General features: G+C 66.4%; 10 protein-coding genes and 2 pseudogenes. 6 read left to right on the forward strand and 6 right to left on the reverse strand.

Going from position 1 to position 14905, the window contains the following annotated elements:
* Window positions 1-72: 72 nt before the first annotated feature.
* Both ITP53_RS34235 and ITP53_RS60555 read right to left on the reverse strand, forming a co-directional pair.
* The gene (locus ITP53_RS34235) at window positions 73-381 is read right to left on the reverse strand and encodes a hypothetical protein (protein ID WP_195899604.1); all 309 of its coding nucleotides are present in this window, start codon (window positions 379-381) and stop codon (window positions 73-75) included.
* 318 nt (window positions 382-699) lie between these two features.
* Window positions 700-3264 carry an ATP-binding protein gene (locus ITP53_RS60555; RefSeq protein ID WP_195899605.1) on the reverse strand — a complete coding sequence of 855 codons (2565 nt, stop codon included), beginning with the start codon at window positions 3262-3264 and terminating at the stop codon, window positions 700-702.
* A gap of 102 nt (window positions 3265-3366) precedes the next feature.
* On the opposite strand from ITP53_RS60555, the gene ITP53_RS34245 reads away from it, so the two are divergent.
* Together ITP53_RS34245 and ITP53_RS34250 are read left to right on the forward strand one after the other, a co-directional pair.
* Window positions 3367-4476 (forward strand): MFS transporter, encoded by a 1110-nt coding sequence (locus tag ITP53_RS34245; RefSeq protein WP_207756798.1) that lies wholly within the window; start codon window positions 3367-3369, stop codon window positions 4474-4476.
* A 222-nt stretch (window positions 4477-4698) separates the two neighbouring features.
* Entirely contained in the window at window positions 4699-5883 is a 1185-nt protein-coding gene (locus ITP53_RS34250) for an IS30 family transposase (RefSeq protein WP_328816681.1), read from the forward strand.
* Window positions 5884-6487: 604 nt separating this feature from the next.
* Here the strand turns inward: ITP53_RS34250 and ITP53_RS34255 are convergent.
* A complete protein-coding gene (locus ITP53_RS34255) occupies window positions 6488-6754 on the reverse strand; it encodes a hypothetical protein (RefSeq protein WP_195899608.1) in 267 nt (88 codons plus the stop codon).
* 264 nt (window positions 6755-7018) lie between these two features.
* Between ITP53_RS34255 and ITP53_RS61355 the strand changes: the two are divergent.
* A pseudogene (locus ITP53_RS61355) lies at window positions 7019-7696 on the forward strand (transposase family protein); the annotation flags it as partial.
* Between the two features lie 293 nt (window positions 7697-7989).
* On the opposite strand, the gene ITP53_RS34265 reads toward ITP53_RS61355, so the two are convergent.
* The 3 genes from ITP53_RS34265 to ITP53_RS34275 form a co-directional block, all read right to left on the reverse strand.
* Complete coding sequence (locus ITP53_RS34265; RefSeq protein WP_195899609.1) at window positions 7990-8355, reverse strand: tetratricopeptide repeat protein; 366 nt, start codon at window positions 8353-8355, stop codon at window positions 7990-7992.
* Window positions 8356-8586: 231 nt separating this feature from the next.
* Complete coding sequence (locus tag ITP53_RS34270; protein WP_195899610.1) at window positions 8587-10464, reverse strand: AfsR/SARP family transcriptional regulator; 1878 nt, start codon at window positions 10462-10464, stop codon at window positions 8587-8589.
* Window positions 10424-11380 (reverse strand): class I SAM-dependent methyltransferase, encoded by a 957-nt coding sequence (locus tag ITP53_RS34275; RefSeq protein WP_195899611.1) that lies wholly within the window; start codon window positions 11378-11380, stop codon window positions 10424-10426. The genes ITP53_RS34270 and ITP53_RS34275 overlap by 41 nt, the downstream gene beginning before the upstream one ends.
* Before the next feature lie 704 nt (window positions 11381-12084).
* On the opposite strand from ITP53_RS34275, the gene ITP53_RS34280 reads away from it, so the two are divergent.
* The 3 genes and pseudogenes from ITP53_RS34280 to ITP53_RS34290 all read left to right on the forward strand — a co-directional run bounded on the left by ITP53_RS34280 (window position 12085) and on the right by ITP53_RS34290 (window position 14904).
* Complete coding sequence (locus ITP53_RS34280) at window positions 12085-13356, forward strand: YcaO-like family protein (protein WP_207756799.1); 1272 nt, start codon at window positions 12085-12087, stop codon at window positions 13354-13356.
* Window positions 13357-13538: 182 nt separating this feature from the next.
* Window positions 13539-13856, forward strand: a pseudogene (locus ITP53_RS61360) (hypothetical protein); the annotation flags it as partial.
* Between the two features lie 181 nt (window positions 13857-14037).
* A complete protein-coding gene (locus tag ITP53_RS34290; RefSeq protein ID WP_328816670.1) occupies window positions 14038-14904 on the forward strand; it encodes an ISAs1 family transposase in 867 nt (288 codons plus the stop codon).
* Window position 14905 lies beyond the last annotated feature (1 nt).

The raw sequence follows: 14905 nt of genomic DNA on the forward strand, positions 1-14905 counted from the left end.
TCCGCGGCTGTCACCGCGCCTGCGTATTCCTGAGGCTGGGGCATGACGATACGGTCACACACCCCAGCCATCTCACGCTGAGAAACCGGACGATCGCTGAACGCGATCTAGGCATGTAGTACTAGCCGGATCGGCCGCCACACCGTCACCACCCCGATCACCACGCAGGTCGAGCAGGTCCGCGCCCTGACCCGCGGTATCGCCGACCTCGAAGCCGCTCTCAGCACAGCGCTGGACGAGCACCCCTACGCGTTCCTGTTCCGCGCCCTGCCCCGGGTCGGCATGGTGAACCTCGCCCAGATCATCGGCGAGATCGGCCCGATGCTGGAACGCGGCCTGACCGCCGACCAGCTCGCCGCCGAGGTCGGCGTCCCTACCCACCGCCTCTGCCGACCAAGGTATGGATCAACCAGCCACTCATGCCACTACAGATCGACAACTCACCACAAACCACGCAAGTAGCCTGACGTCTCAGCCGGTTTGACAGGTTCCGCATGATAGCGGCTTTAAGCCCGACAAGCATGAGCAGCCGCTCAATTCGATTGAGCGTCTGCTCAACACCATTTGAGCATCTGCTTAAGTGTTGATCTTTGTGTATCAAAGACTTGCAGGTCAGGCCATCGGACGTAATTTCGGCACTCGCAGTCCGGCGAACGGCTCAATTAGTCCGGTAATCCAATTTCCCATCAGTAAGCGTTCCTAGAGCAAACCCCGGCGCCGAGCGACGGTCGCCGCTTCGATCCGGGTTGATACGCCGAGTTTGGCCAGGATGTTGGAGACGTGGACGCCGGATGTCCTCGGCGAGATGAACAGGCGCTCGGCGATCTGCCGGTTGCTGAGCCCTTCGGCGACCAGCCCGAGCACTTCGATCTCGCGTACGGACAAAGAGGCGTCCCGCGCGAGGTCCACCTTGCCGGCCGTCGTGATCATCTCGATCTGCCGGCTCAGCGGCCGCGCCGCCAGCGAGGCGGCGATCGAGGCGGACTCACGCAGACGCGCCCGCGCCGTTCGCCGGTCACCGGCCCGCAACGCGTGCTCACCGGCTCGCAGCAGCGCCTGACCCAAGGCGTGTGGCTGCCCGACCGACCGCCAGCGCGCCACGGCCTGCTCCCATGACCCGCCGTCGAGTTCGGCGTCGAACGTGGCACGGTGTGCCTGCTGGAGGCGCCCAGTGGCAGGGATACGGTCCAGGGGCAAGGAGAGCCGTACGCTGGCCTGGATCGCGATGGTCAGCAGCGGCCACGCGTAGCGGTGACTTTGCGACAGGTCATGCGCGGCCAGCACGTGACCGATCAAGCGGTGGACGCGGTCGGCGTCTCCTTCGACCTGGGCGAGACGGCATTCGAGCAGGTCGGGTTCAAGACAGGAGTCCTCCCCGCGCGAGCGGCCGCGCATGAGCGGACGGGCCTGACATACGGCGTCGGCGGCCACCGCCAGGTCGCCCTCCCAGACCGCCACCGTGCCCGCCACCATGAGGAGCCACGCCCGGTAGAGCGGCGGCGGATCGAGCGCGAGCGCGGCGGCGACGACCTGGCGAGCCTCCTGCCACCGGCCCAGCGAGGCAAGGGGTTCGGCCAGGTTCGCGGCGATCAGCGCGCCGCGCGACCGGGCCCGCCCCATGCTCCGTGCCTGCGCCATGCCCCGATGTGCGACGGCCGCCGCCTCGGTGTGCTTTCCCGCCGCCTCCAGGGCATCGGCTTCGCCGGCGATGGCGGTGAGAACGGTGTCGTCATCGCTCGCCTCGGCTCTGGCTCTGGCGAAGATGGCCGAGGCAACGTCCATGGCGCCGTCGACCGCGGCCAGGGTGGCCAGGATGATCAGTGACCTGGTGTCGCCCTGTTCGCTGGCCTGCTCAGCATACATACGCGCCTCGTCATGCCTCCCGTGCCAGGCGAGCGAGGTGGCCAGGGCGCCGATGAGCCGGGGAGAGCCCGGCGCGAGCCGTACGGCTTCGCGAAGATCGTCGAGCCCGTCCTCGCCGAGTTGGTCGCGTGCGGCCACCCGGAGCGTCAGCAGGTGTGCCGCCCGTTCAGGCGCTCGGGCGGTGTCGACTTCGCGGAGCGCGGAGGTGGCAAGGGCTTCGGCGCGTTCGGCCGCTCCGGCGTGCAGGGCGGTCTCGGCGGCCAGTTCGAGCACGCGCGCGTGGTCTGCGCCGTCCATGGCTGGACCGGCCCACAATTCCAGGACCCGCTCGTACCTCTTGGCCTGCCAGGCCGTCTCGGCAGCCCGTTTTCTGTCTCCCGCGGCGTACCAGTGGTCACTGGCGCGTTCTGGCTGGTCGGCCAGTGCGGCGGCGCACCGGGTGTGCAGTCGGTTCCGTTCTCCGGGCAACAGGTTGTCGTAGACGGCCTCGCGGATCAGCGTGTGTCTGAAGACATAGCAGTCTCCGTCGACCAGCAGTAACCGGCGACGGACGATGGGCCGGAGCGCCTCGTCCAGTGCCAGGTCGTTGAGGTCGGTCACGGCGCGCAGCAGGGTGTGCTCGACTCGGCGTCCCGCGACGGCGGCGGCGCGCAGCAGCCCGAGGCTTGCGGGTGCCAGCCGTTCCGCACCGGCGAGCAGCAGGTCGAGCAGCTGACCCGGAGTGGCCGTACCCGCGTCGGCCAGCGCCTCCACGAACAGCGGATTGCCCTCGCTGCGCCGCAGGATGTGTTCGACCTCGGCCGAAGCGGCCGGGCAGCCGAGCATGCGCGCCACCTCCTCGCGACCCATGGGCGGCGGCGTCAGCAGTTCCACGTTGTCCAGCCGCAGCAACGGCCACAGCCGCCTGGTGGCGCGGCTGGTGCCGATGACCAGGACACCCGGCTGGAGGATGTTACGCAACAGGAAGACCAGCAAGTCACGGGCGGGTGCGTGAGCCCAGTGCAGGTCTTCCAGCACCAGCACGATCTCTCGCTGCTCAGCGGCCAGTTCGAGCAGGAGCAGGATCTCCTCGAACAGGCGGGCGCGGTCCGGCTCCGGCGGCTGCCCGAGCTCAGGCAGCAGTCTGGCCAAGGCCATCCGCCCGCCGCCGGGTAGTAGCTCCGCCACCTGCCGTACGCCGAGTTCCCGCACCAGACGCCGCAGCACAGTCACCAACGGCGCGTAGGCCGGCCCGCCGGGATCCGCGGCACCCTTGAGCACCAACGCGTCAGCTCTCGAGACGAACTCGCCGACCAGCCGCGACTTCCCGATCCCCGCCTCACCGGCGACCACGACCGCACAAGGCGTGCGAGCGCGCGCGGCCGCCAGAACCGCCAACTCGGCCTCCCGCCCCACGAACACCCCCTCAGTGTATGAAGAGGCAGCTACGTATCTTGCCTGATGTGTAATGCTCCGCCTGCTACGAGGCTGGCGGGCATGCTCTCGCGCTCCTTGTACCTTTCGATGGCCCCGTCAGTCGGCGGCATGTTCGGCTTCTATCTGCTTGTCTCCGTTGTCCCGAGCTACGCCGCCACGGCCGGCGCGGGCGGCCTGGGCGCCGGCCTGGCGACGGGGGCGATGATGCTCTCCACCGTGCTGCTGGAGCTGGCCGTCCCGTACCTGCTGGCGAGGCTCGGGTACCGCAGGGTCGTGGCGCTGGGCCTGGTGCTGCTGGGAGCACCCGCCCTGGCCTTGCCGCTTTCTCCCACCCTCGGCCTGGTGCTGGCGGTCTGCCTGCTTCGCGGCGCGGGTCTGGGCGTTCTCGTGGTGGTGGGCACCGCGCTGGTAGCCGACCTGGTGCCGGCCGAGCGGCGCGGCGAGGGCCTCGGGGTGTACGGCGTGGCGGTTGGCGTCCCCTCGGTCATCGGCCTGCCGCTGGGCTTGTGGGCGGCTGAGCGATTCGGCCACTCGCCGGTGTTCCTCGTCGCGGGGATCCTGCCGTTGCTCAGCTTGCTCACGCTGGCGGTCGTACCGACCACCAGGCCGGTGCGAGCCGACGTGGGGTTCGCCCGGCTCGGTAACTTGACAGCGCCCATCATGATCTTCGCTACGGTGACGGTCGCGACCGGCGTCGTGGTGACCTTCCTGCCGGTGGCCGGAGACGCCGGCCACGCCTCACTCGCCCTGCTAGCTCAGTCGATCACGACACCGCTGGCCCGCTGGTGGGCGGGCCGGTCCAGCGATCGGTACGGCTCGCGCCGCCTGCTCCTCCCGGCCCTGATCCTCACCGCGACAGGAATCGCCCTGCAGGTCAGGCTCGACAGCCCGGTCGCAGTGATCATCGGGATGGCACTGTTCGGCATCGGGTTCGGCATCGCCCAGAACGTCACGCTGACCCTGATGTTCGACCGGGTGCCCCGTGAGCAGTTCGGCAGAGCCAGCATGCTGTGGAACCTGGCCTTCGACGCCGGGATGGGAATCGGCGCGGTCGGCTTCGGCCTGCTGGCCGCGTACACCGGCTATCCGTTCGGCTTCGCGATCGTTGCCGCCCTGTTGCTCGGCACCCTGCCGAACGCGCGCCGCGACCTGCGCGGGCACGCCGACAGCGGCGACACCCACGCAGCGTCCCTGTAGTCGACGCCCTCGGGGGAGGAAATAAGACGGATCCAAAACGGCCGGTGGTTGAGTGGGCTGTCGGGGTCGATGAGGAACCGCTGTCATTGGGGGACGGCCGATCCGACCGAGGGCCGCGCTCTGGAGTCGGCGGCCTCAACTGATCAGTGCATCATCCATGGGATGATCTTGGTTGATTGTTACTGATGGGGAGTTTGCGTGTCGGGCGGGCCATTGTCGGTGGTGGAACGAGATGAGATCTTGCGGGGTATCTGTGAGGATCTGTCATTCCGGGCGATCGCTTCGAGGATCGGGCGGGTTCCGTCGACGGTGTCGCGGGAGGTTGGCAGGAACGGCGGGCGGGACGCTTATCGGGTGCATGCGGCGCAGGAGCGGGCCGAGTCGCTGGTCGCCCGGCCGAAGGTGAGCAAGCTGGTCTCTGATCGGCGGTTGCATGACGAGGTCGCGGCGGGGTTGGCCAAGGAGTGGTCTCCGGAGCAGATCGCGGGCAGGCTGGTGGAGGATTTTCCCGCCGAGCCGAGGATGCGCGTGTCTCACGAGACGATCTATCAGACCCTGTATCTGCAGGCCAGGGGCGAGTTGGCGACCGAGTTGAAGGTGGCGTTGCGCCAAGGTCGGGCTCAGCGGCGTCCGCGGGGCTCGACTCGTCTCAAGCAGGCCCGTGTCAAGGACATGGTCAACATCAGCGAGCGGCCGGCGGAGGCCGCCGACCGTGCCGTGCCCGGCCACTGGGAGGGGGATCTCATCATCGGGAAGTCCGGGAAGTCGCAGGTCGCGACGCTGGTCGACCGGACTGCCAGGTTCCTGATGCTGGTCCGTATCCCCTACGACCGGACCGCGGACCGGGTCGCCGCCCGGCTGTCCACCCAGATGGCTGACCTGCCCGACCTGTTGAAGCGGTCATTGACCTTGTGGGGCTCAAGAACTCGAATCACTACCAGCGGAGAGCCCTTCGTCCGGTGGGCGGAAGAGCCCAGGGCGCCGAGCGGCCCGGCCGGGTCGACTGGGATCATATTTCGTGATCTTGTCCACGCCTTGACCTGCCAGATCGAGCAGACCCAGGCGGAGATCGACACTCTGACCGCGCATCTGGACGAACTCAGCGAACAGATCGAGCACCTGCGGATCAGCCGCAAGACCCTCATCTCCCTCGCTGAGGAGGACCCTGACCCGGCTGAGCCGGCCGCAACTCCTCCCGCGATCCCCGATCACCCTGCCTACCAGCAGATCCTCACCGTCTTCAGCGAGGCCGGCGGCTCCCTGCGAACCCGCGACCTGGCCATGGCCATGGACCTGCCGCTGACGCAGAATGCCATCCAGAACGTCCGCGCCAAGCTCAAACGCCTGGCCAGCCGCAGCATCCTCGTCGAGACCGAGCCGGGATTGTTCATCCAGCCGCGCCGATAGCCCGACCGGTGAACCTCCGACCATCCGCACGGTAGAAGCGGCGATCTTGTGGCCGAGGCGGGTCAGTTCGCCGTGGATGCGCCGGTGGCCCCACCTCGGGTTTTCTGCGGCCATGCGCAGGATGAGGGTCTTGACGGCAGCTGCGGTGGGTGGTCGTCCGGGGCGGCGGCGTTTGCTGTAGTCCCACTTCTTCGCCACGAGTGTGCGGTGCCAGGCCAGCAGTGTGGCCGGGGTTATCGGGAAGATCTTTCCCCAGCGCTGACGGGGTATCAGGTGCGAGAGTGCCGCGAACCACAGGCGATCCGCTGGGTTGTACCGCACCCGTGGGACCTGGCGGCGTAGGACCGCGTTCTGAGAGGGCGTTTGATTTGAGGAGATTGTGCCTTATGTTCTAGCCTCGGGCTTTCGTGGTGAATTTCGCAAGGGTTGATCAACTACATGAGAAAAGTGCTTCCGAGCTGGGAGGATGGGGCTTGTCCAGAGTCCTGTCCGCGCCAGATCGAGAAGCACTTTTCACGTGAAGACTATCGCCTCTGACCGCACGATCATCGTCTCCGCCGACGGCACCGAGCTGGGAGCCTGCTGCTGCTCAAGACCCTGCACGTCACCGGCCTGGACCGGGCACTGCCACCCAGCTGTCGCGGCGCAGTTCTTCGCTCAAATATGCCGCCGTATGCGACAGAAAGGAACTCACAATTTCGCTCTGACCCAAGACCTCCTCCACGGTCTCCCGAGTGATCACCAACCGCGACAACCGGCCCTGCTCGGCCTCCAACCGTGACTCCAACGCGGTGATCTGCTCCCGGATCTCCTCGAGCCGCTGCCGGGCCATAGCCTCCCGCCGCGCCAGCTCCTCCAGCAGCGAACCCACCGTCCCACCGCCCTACACGCCTGCACCCACGGTAGAAGGCGGCACCCCAATCAACCAGCCATGACCACAAAAGCCCAGCTCAGACTCTGTACCACTGAGGAAGAGCCGCACCCAAGCCCGGTGAGGGCACTCCGGCTGCCCGCAATCCATACAACTGCGGCTCTGGCGCAGAAATCGTGAACCTGTGACGTTCGGTGATATGGGCCCCTCGTCCGAGTGATCGCAATTGAGTAACAGGGCGCATGCGGGAGCGGCCGCTCCGTAATGATCTGGTTCGCCAAGAACTTGATCAACTACGAGCGGCCGCGAAGGGTCATTGTGCTGCACCGGCTGGCGGGCGGGGAAGCCTGCTGTCTTGATTTGTTGTATTCGTTTCTGCCGCACTTGAAGGATGTCCAGGTCGAGGCGGTGACCGTGGCCGACGATGAGGTGCTGGTCAAGGCGAGGACTCAGGGCGCGGAGGCGTCTTGCAGGGCGTGCGGGGTGCCGTCGGGCCGGGTCCATTCACGGTATCGGCGACAGCTGCGGGACCTGGCGTGTGCTGGGCGACGGGTCCAGGTGGAGCTGGAGGTCCGCCGCTTCTTCTGTGTCAACGGCTCGTGCGAGTCGGAGACGTTCGCCGAGCAGGTACCCGGGCTGACCCAGTGGCACCAGCACCGCACTCCGCTACTGCGCGGGCTGCTGGAGACGGTCGCGCTCGCACTGGCTGGGCGCGCGGGTTCACGGCTGGCCGGGGCGTTGGGCGTGACGGCGTCCAAGGACACGCTGATCCAGCTGATCCGAGCTTTGCCCGATCCGGAGATCGGGCAGGTCACAGTGCTCGGGGTCGACGATTTCACGAAGAGACGAGGCCATTCCTATGCAACGATCTTGATCGATATGGGATCGCACCGGCCGATCGATGTGCTGGACGGCCGGACCGGTGATGTCCTGGCGCAATGGCTTCGGGAACACCCGGGAGTCGAGGTGATCTGCGGGACCGGGCCGGCGGCTACGCCGAAGGAGCCAGGGAAGGTGCACCCGAGGCGACCCGGATTGCGGATCGCTGGCATTTGTGGAACAACCTGTGCGTCGCGGTCGAGAACACCGTTCGCGCTCACCGCGCTGACCTGCACGAACCCGAACCTGAAGACCAGGCGATCGTCGAGGAACCAGCCCCGATACCGGTCCAGCTTCAAATGCCTCCAGCGCCCGTTGTGCGTCGCCGCGCCGCAAGGAGAGCTTGGCGAGGCGGTTCAGTGCCTGGGCCTCGCCTCGCTGCACACCCTCCCCCTGAATATCTCCAATGCCCGTTCCAGCAGCGGCTCGGCCTCCTCCAGCCGATCCTCTTCGAGATGGATGGCCGCGATGCTCACCAGGCCGTGGCCTTCCGCAGCCCTGTCTCCTACGGCTTCGAGCCGAGGGAGGGCCTGGCTGTATCTTTCGAGCGCCGTGTCGAGCTCGCCTCTGACCTGCTGCGAGAGAGCAAGGTTGCGTAACGTGAGAGCCATGCCGTGCACCTCGCCGATCTCCTCGAAGACGTCGATCACCTGGAGCAGCAGGGGCTGCGCTTCGCCGTAGCGCTGCTGGAAGCAGGCAAGCGTGCTCAGTGAGTACATCATCGCCGCCGCCGCGCCTGTTGTGCGCCCGGCGGCAGGCTTTGAGCGCGGTCTCGGCCAGAGTGCGCCACTCGTCGTAGTACCCGTGAGTCTCGAAGAGCGTGATGGCGGTCATCGCGATGTTCCAGCTGAGCTCGTCGAGACCGTACGAGGCGGCCTGCCGTACGGTCGTCAAGATAGTCACCCGCTCGTTGTCCAGCCATCCGAGCGGGTCGTCCCCGAGCACCGCGTCAGTCAGGGCGACATCCTGCGGACCGTCGAGGGCCTTGCCGCGCAGGAGGGTGAAACAGCCTCCGTAGTAACGCTGGTGCGCCTGATCGGCCAGGGAGAGGAAGACGGCACAGGCACGCTCCACCACGACCTGGCGCTGCTCGGGGGTCTCTTCGGACGCAGCCCGCTCGGCCGCGTAGACCCGTACCAGGTCGTGAATGAAATACTTGTGCCCCTACGGACAAGCAGTGACGCTTCGACCAGTTCGGCGAACGCGCCTTCCACGTCGTCACCTCCGACCAGCGCCGCACCGAGCCAGACGGCGCTTTGCGGGCTGTCGAGCAGTGCGAGCCGCCGGAACAGCTTCTGCGCCTCGGACGACAAGCCGTGGTAGCTGACGTCGAGGATGGCTCGCACTTCGAGGTCGCCATGGCTGAGTACGTCGAGCAGGTGGCGGGAGTCGCCAAGCAGGTCCACCAGTGTCTGGACAGTCCATTGCGGCCGTACGGCCAGGCGCGCGCCGGCTATGCGTAACGCGAGGGGCAGCCCGCCGCACTGCTCGGCGAGCGTTCGGATCGGTTCGGGCTCCAGGGCGGCGCGCCGTGTGCCGATGTCGTGTGTGAGCAGCTCGACGGCACCCTGCCCGTCGAGCACGTCGAGGCGGATGACCTGGCTCTCAGGTAGCCCGATGGGACGATGGCGGCTGGTGATCAGAACGGCGCAGGGCGCTCCGCCCGGCAGCAACGGCCAGATCTGCTCGAACGAGCCTGCGTTGTCGAGCAAGATGAGCACGCGGCTGTCTGCGATCGTGGAGCGGAACAAGGCACCGCGTTCCTCCGCCTGGGCCGGCACCGCCGAAACGCCCAAGGCGCGGAGGAACCGGCTCAGCACGTCGGCGGGGTGGAGCTCACCGCCTTGCAGGTCGATGTAGAGCTGCCCATCGGGGTACGCCGGCGCCAGCCGGTGGGCCGCCTGAAGAGCCAGCTCGGTCTTGCCGACACCCGCCCGGCCAAAGACGGCGGCGATCGGCAGTGCTGCGCCCGCGCGCGTCCCGTCGAGCAACGACCAGATGCGGCACAGCTCCGCGTCGCGCCCCGCGAGGTGTGAGATCACCGGAGGGAGCTGCTTGGGGACTGGCGTTTGCCACGTCGCCACACGAAAACTTCCGAGTTCGGACTCCTGGTTGAGGATGGCCAGCTCGAGCCGGCGGAGCTCGTCGCCGGGCTCCAGACCGAGCGTGTCGAGCAGCATGCCCCGGTAGCTGCGGTAGACCTGGAGTGCCTCGGCCTGCCGTCCCGAGCGGTAAAGCGCCAGCATGAGAAGCCCGTGCAGCCGCTCGCGCAGCGGATTGTCCTGCACGAGACCGCGCAGTTCGGCGACCAGTTGCTGGTGGAAACCCGTCGCGAGTTCGAACTCGATGCACTGCTCGTGAGCGAGCAGACGCCGTTCGTCCAGGCCGTGCGCGATCGTCTGGACAAGATCGCTGCTGACGTTGGACAGCGCGGGTCCGCGCCAGAGTGCCAACGCCTTGCGCAGGGTCTTGGCCGCCTGTTCGGGTTCCTCTTGCTGCGCCCTATCGATCAGCTCGTCGAAGTCGGCGACATCGAGCCGCCCCGGCCCCACCTTGATCAGGTATCCGGGCGGCCTTGTGATGAAGAAGTTGTAGGGCTGAGCGTCGTCGCCGAGCGTACGGCGCAGCGCAGAGACCCGGATCTGGATCTGGTTTCGGGCGGTCTCTGGAGGCGCCTCACCCCACGCGGCCTCGATCAGTCTGCTGACGGGCACGATCCGGTTGGCGTCGAGCAGTAGAGCCGCCAGGACGACGTGCTGAAGGCTCCCCCTGAGGTGAATCTCGCTCCCGTCACGTTCCACACTCAGCGGTCCGAGAATCTTGAAGTACATGATCTCCTCCGCCGCCGTCCCCGCCAGCGCCGGGTTCCAGACAATAAAGCCCCGGTCTCCCGATCTGCTGCAGGCGGCAGGTGATGTCACCGACGTACGTAGCCCACTCCCGGCAACCCGGGTGGCTACACAGTTTGTGCGGACCGCGCATAAAACGTGCATACGTTTCAGACGATCTACTGACAATGCCTATGCGGCGCACGGCAAACAACCAGGTCGTGAGCGGTGCGTTTGGGCAGTTGGCGTCCCAGGGCATGGTACGGTGAGGTGCCCAGCAGATTCCGGACATTCGACTACATAAGCTGACAGAAGTCTGGAAGAACCAGGCACGGAAGTGAGGATCCTGCATCAGGTCGCAATAGCGCTTCAGCTCGATCTCGGTGAGACCGGCGGCCAGTAGCAGCGGCTTGGCCTGCAGGGCCAAATTGCGGTGCAGCATGCGTCCCGTGGTGCCTCCGGTGGTCGTCCGGGAGCGTTCCTGGCTGTGGATGTGCACCAGACCCGAGTCGGCCATGCGAGCCCACTCCAAGGAGACTCCGCGAGCAGTGCCCACGACGGTGTGAGCGATGCGTTGCACGCGCTCGAACAGCTTCCTGTCATCCTCGGTGGTCGCCCACAGAACCCTGTTCTCGCGGCCGGTGAACTCCCCGAGCACCAGCCAGCCACCTGGGGCTAGTGCGTCGACGAGGGATCGAAGGATCTGCCGGCGGCGTGGCAGGTGCAGCAGGAGAAGGCGGGCGTGGATGAGATCGAAAGGTCCGTCTGTAGGCAGGCCATCGTTGATGTCGTGGCGGTGCACCTCGACCCCCGGCCGCTCGAGGAGGTGGTCGGTGCTCAGGTCGACGGAGACGACGTGGCCGGTAGGGCCGACATATCTGCCGAGCCAGTGCGAGATCGAGCCGGCTCCAGCGCCCAAGTCGAGGCAGCGAAAGGCCAGGCCGCACGCCGGTGACCTCGAGGAACCGTACCGTGACGGGGTCGAGCATGTTCTGCAGGAGCTCGAGCCGCTTAAGCCTTCTAAGGCTCACGGTACACCGGTCAGATCTCGGCTGGGCAAACGGCGGCGCTGCTGCCTGAGTACTTGCACCCTGGTGGCTGCCGCGTCGCTGGTCTTTTCCATCCGCGCCTTGGTGGCCGCCACCGTTCCTGCTCGCCAAGGCGCACCAAAGAACCTTCCACGCCCTGAGCCAAGCGCAGAGCCCTTTCCGTATGCGTGATTTATGCGCGCTCTTTCTAGGGTCTTCGCAGGCGTTGAGGTAAGCGGGCGGCGCTAGACCTTTGACGAAACGGGAGCCCGAAGGATGAAGCGACCATGCGCCTGCGCGGCTGTGGGGCGAGCGCGGCCCATGCATCGACCGAGCAGTTCTGTTGGAGGCACCCGCGTACGCCGCCCTGAACAATGCCGAGGAGGACGTCGAGGATGGCGCGATAAAGCTAATATTGACGCCCAATCGCTCACAAAGGGAGATGTATGCAGTCTGCATCCGCGATATGCCGAATGTACGCTGCGGCAGAGATGTGGCCGAATAAGACCGCCGATCGTTATTCTGCGACCATTGAACCTGCTCACTACGACGGAAACACGGCACGATGAGATCCGGTGCAATCATGAATCCCGCCATGCTCGACGAACTTGTTTCTCCCGTCGGCGTCGCCGCCTGGGCGGTTGCAGGGGTGGCCGCCGAGCAGCCACCCCGGTTGCAGATCGGTAGCGCATCTATCGGTAGCGGAGAGTCCGGGCACGGCCATCACAGACATGACCCCAACCTGTGCAGTGGATTGGCCTGGGATGACGCAGCTGCGGCCAGATTCATCGCGATCGCAGAGGGCGCCGAGCGTTACGCCGCCTGGGACATTGTGGGGGAGGAACGGATTTGGGCGAGCGCGGCGGAACTGGGCGACGACTGTTTGGAGCCCGCTCGATATCCGCGATGCTCGGACCAGGAGCTCGCTGATCCCGGATGTCGTGTGACGCGATTCGATCCGGACGCGCGCATCCGCTGGGTTCGGGGCACTGATCTCGCTTCCGGAGAGGATGTCTGGGTGCCGGCGGCCATGGCCTGCTACCACCTCTCCGGCACCGTCCCCGCCGAGCGTTTTGTATATCGGATCTCTACCGGGTACGCCGTGCACACGGACCCCGTCGAGGCTCTTGTCCGGGGAATCTGCGAGGTTGCTGAGCGCGACGCCAACGCGGTCCTCTGGTTACAGCGGCTGTCGCTACCGGCGCTCGACGAGAACCTTTGGTCACATCGAACGCGAGAACTCATCCAGTGGTGCGCGATGCGGTTTCTCGATGTGCATCTCCTCGACGCCACCACGGATATCGGCGTACCCACCGCCTACTGTGTGATCGCGGCCGACCATGACAGGGACGTTCGGCGCGTTGTCGGCGCCGGCGCGGGGCGGAATCTCACAGCCGCGGCAGAGAAAGCCATCTACGAAGCCCATGGCGTTTATCAGCATGTGCACAGCTTCGGAGACGAGCCGCCAGAGGAGGTCGCCTCGTTCAAGAACATCGTTGACGGTGCCCGATACATGGCCCGACCCGACCGCGCCGCGGCGTTCGACTTCTTGCTGACTGGACGCCGTAAACCCGAAGGCCAAGCGCTTCCGTCGCTTCCCGACGCGCCGGCAGAGGCCCTCGACCGGCTCGTCACCACTTTGACCAGCGCAGGTATGCGTCCCATCGCAGTCAACCGGACCACCCAGGAGTTGCACGACGTGGGACTGGCCGCGATCAACATCATCATCGCCGATATGCAGCCGATGAGCCTGGATCCCTTGGCCCAATTCAAAGGGCATCCACGGCTTTACGATGCGCCGCGGCGCATGGGCTATCGGGTTCTCGAGGAGAAGGAATTGAATCCATGGCCACAGCCGTTCGCCTAACCCGACTCGCTCTACTCGGGACCGCACGGCCCCGGCATGTTATGGATTTGACCTGGTTTGATTCGTTGCGTGTGGCCGACGATGACTGTCGCGGCCGGTAATCTCTGCACCAATTCGGGCATGAGAAGGGGCACGACTCCCCAAGATCGGAGTTCTCACACAACCGATCTCCAGGGGGAATCGTGCCCACTGCTGCCCTATCATCGCCGACTTACCCCGCCAGAGGTGTCGGCTTGGGCGATGACGCGCCATCCATTCGTGGTGGTGGCGGCGGACTGCTGGCTCGATTCCGCGCGATCTATGACAAGCGTGCCATCTACAACACGTTGCATTCCCTGGAGTCGATCCTGGCAGTGGCCGCGTGTGGCACGGCGAGGGTGGGAGGGGACACGGTGACCGCGATCAGCCACTGGGCCGATGACGCCTCGCAGGAGATCTTGGCCGGGCTGGGGTGCAGGCGCGATCCGTTCACCGGTCTGCATTATCCGCCCAGCGAACGCACCATGCGCCGGGTCCTGGCTCAGACCGACGGGGACGAGGTGGACCGGCACACCAGCGCTTACCTGGCCGGTTGCGACGACGTCCGTGACCTTCGCGCGTCGGCGCAGGCGGGGAGCGGTCAGGGGATGGACGCTGAGGAGCCGATCCGGGCAGAGGCTGGGTTTGCCGGCGGGCGTGAACGTGAGGCCCGCCGCCGGTGTCAACGCGAGCGGGAACGGCCCCGCCCTGCGGGAATGCTCCAGGCGGGAGCGGCTGACGGCAAAACCGTGCGTGGCGTGCGCGGGTCACGGGCAGGCCGGCGCCCCGCAGTTGCTGTCGCTGTTGCATCACACCCGGGGCGTGGTGCTGGGGCAGCGGCGAATCGCCGACAAGACCAATGAGGTTCCCGAACTCATGCCTTTGCTGGCCGACTGCCTGGGTGGCAGCGATGTTGCCGTCATCACCGCCGACGCACTCCACACGGCCCGCGAGAGCGCCCGGCAGATCAGTGAGGACTTCGGCTGCTATTACGTGCTGGTGCTCAAGGAGAATCAGCCCACGCTCCTGGCCGCAGCGCAGGCCAGGTTGGCCGCTGGGACCGATACCGAGCATGAGCGGGCCGGCACCGGTCATACCGAGGCCGACCGGGGACACGGCCGTATCGAGTCCCGCACGATTCGGACCGCCCCTGCTGCCGGCCTGGACTTCCCGCACTCGGCCCAGATCTTTCGGATCGTGCGGCACGTCGCCGACCTGGATAGGAAAGGTTCGAGCAAGGAAGTGGCCTACGGGATCACCAACGCGCCCCCGGATGTGGCCGGTCCCGCGCACCTGAACACCTACGTCCGTCAGCACTGGAGCGTGGAAAATTCCGGGCATTACGTCCGCGATCGCACCTTCCGTGAGGACGACTGCCAGGCCAGGACCGCACACTTGCCCCACGTCCTGGCTTCCCTGCGCAACCTGGTCATCAGCGCCTTCCGTCAACGCGGCCACGTCAACATCGCCCACGCCCGCAGGCACTACACCCATATACCCGATCGACTCCTCGGGCTGTTCACCCTGTGAG

This window comes from Nonomuraea cypriaca (genome assembly GCF_015645445.1).
GTDB lineage: Bacteria > Actinomycetota > Actinomycetes > Streptosporangiales > Streptosporangiaceae > Nonomuraea > Nonomuraea cypriaca.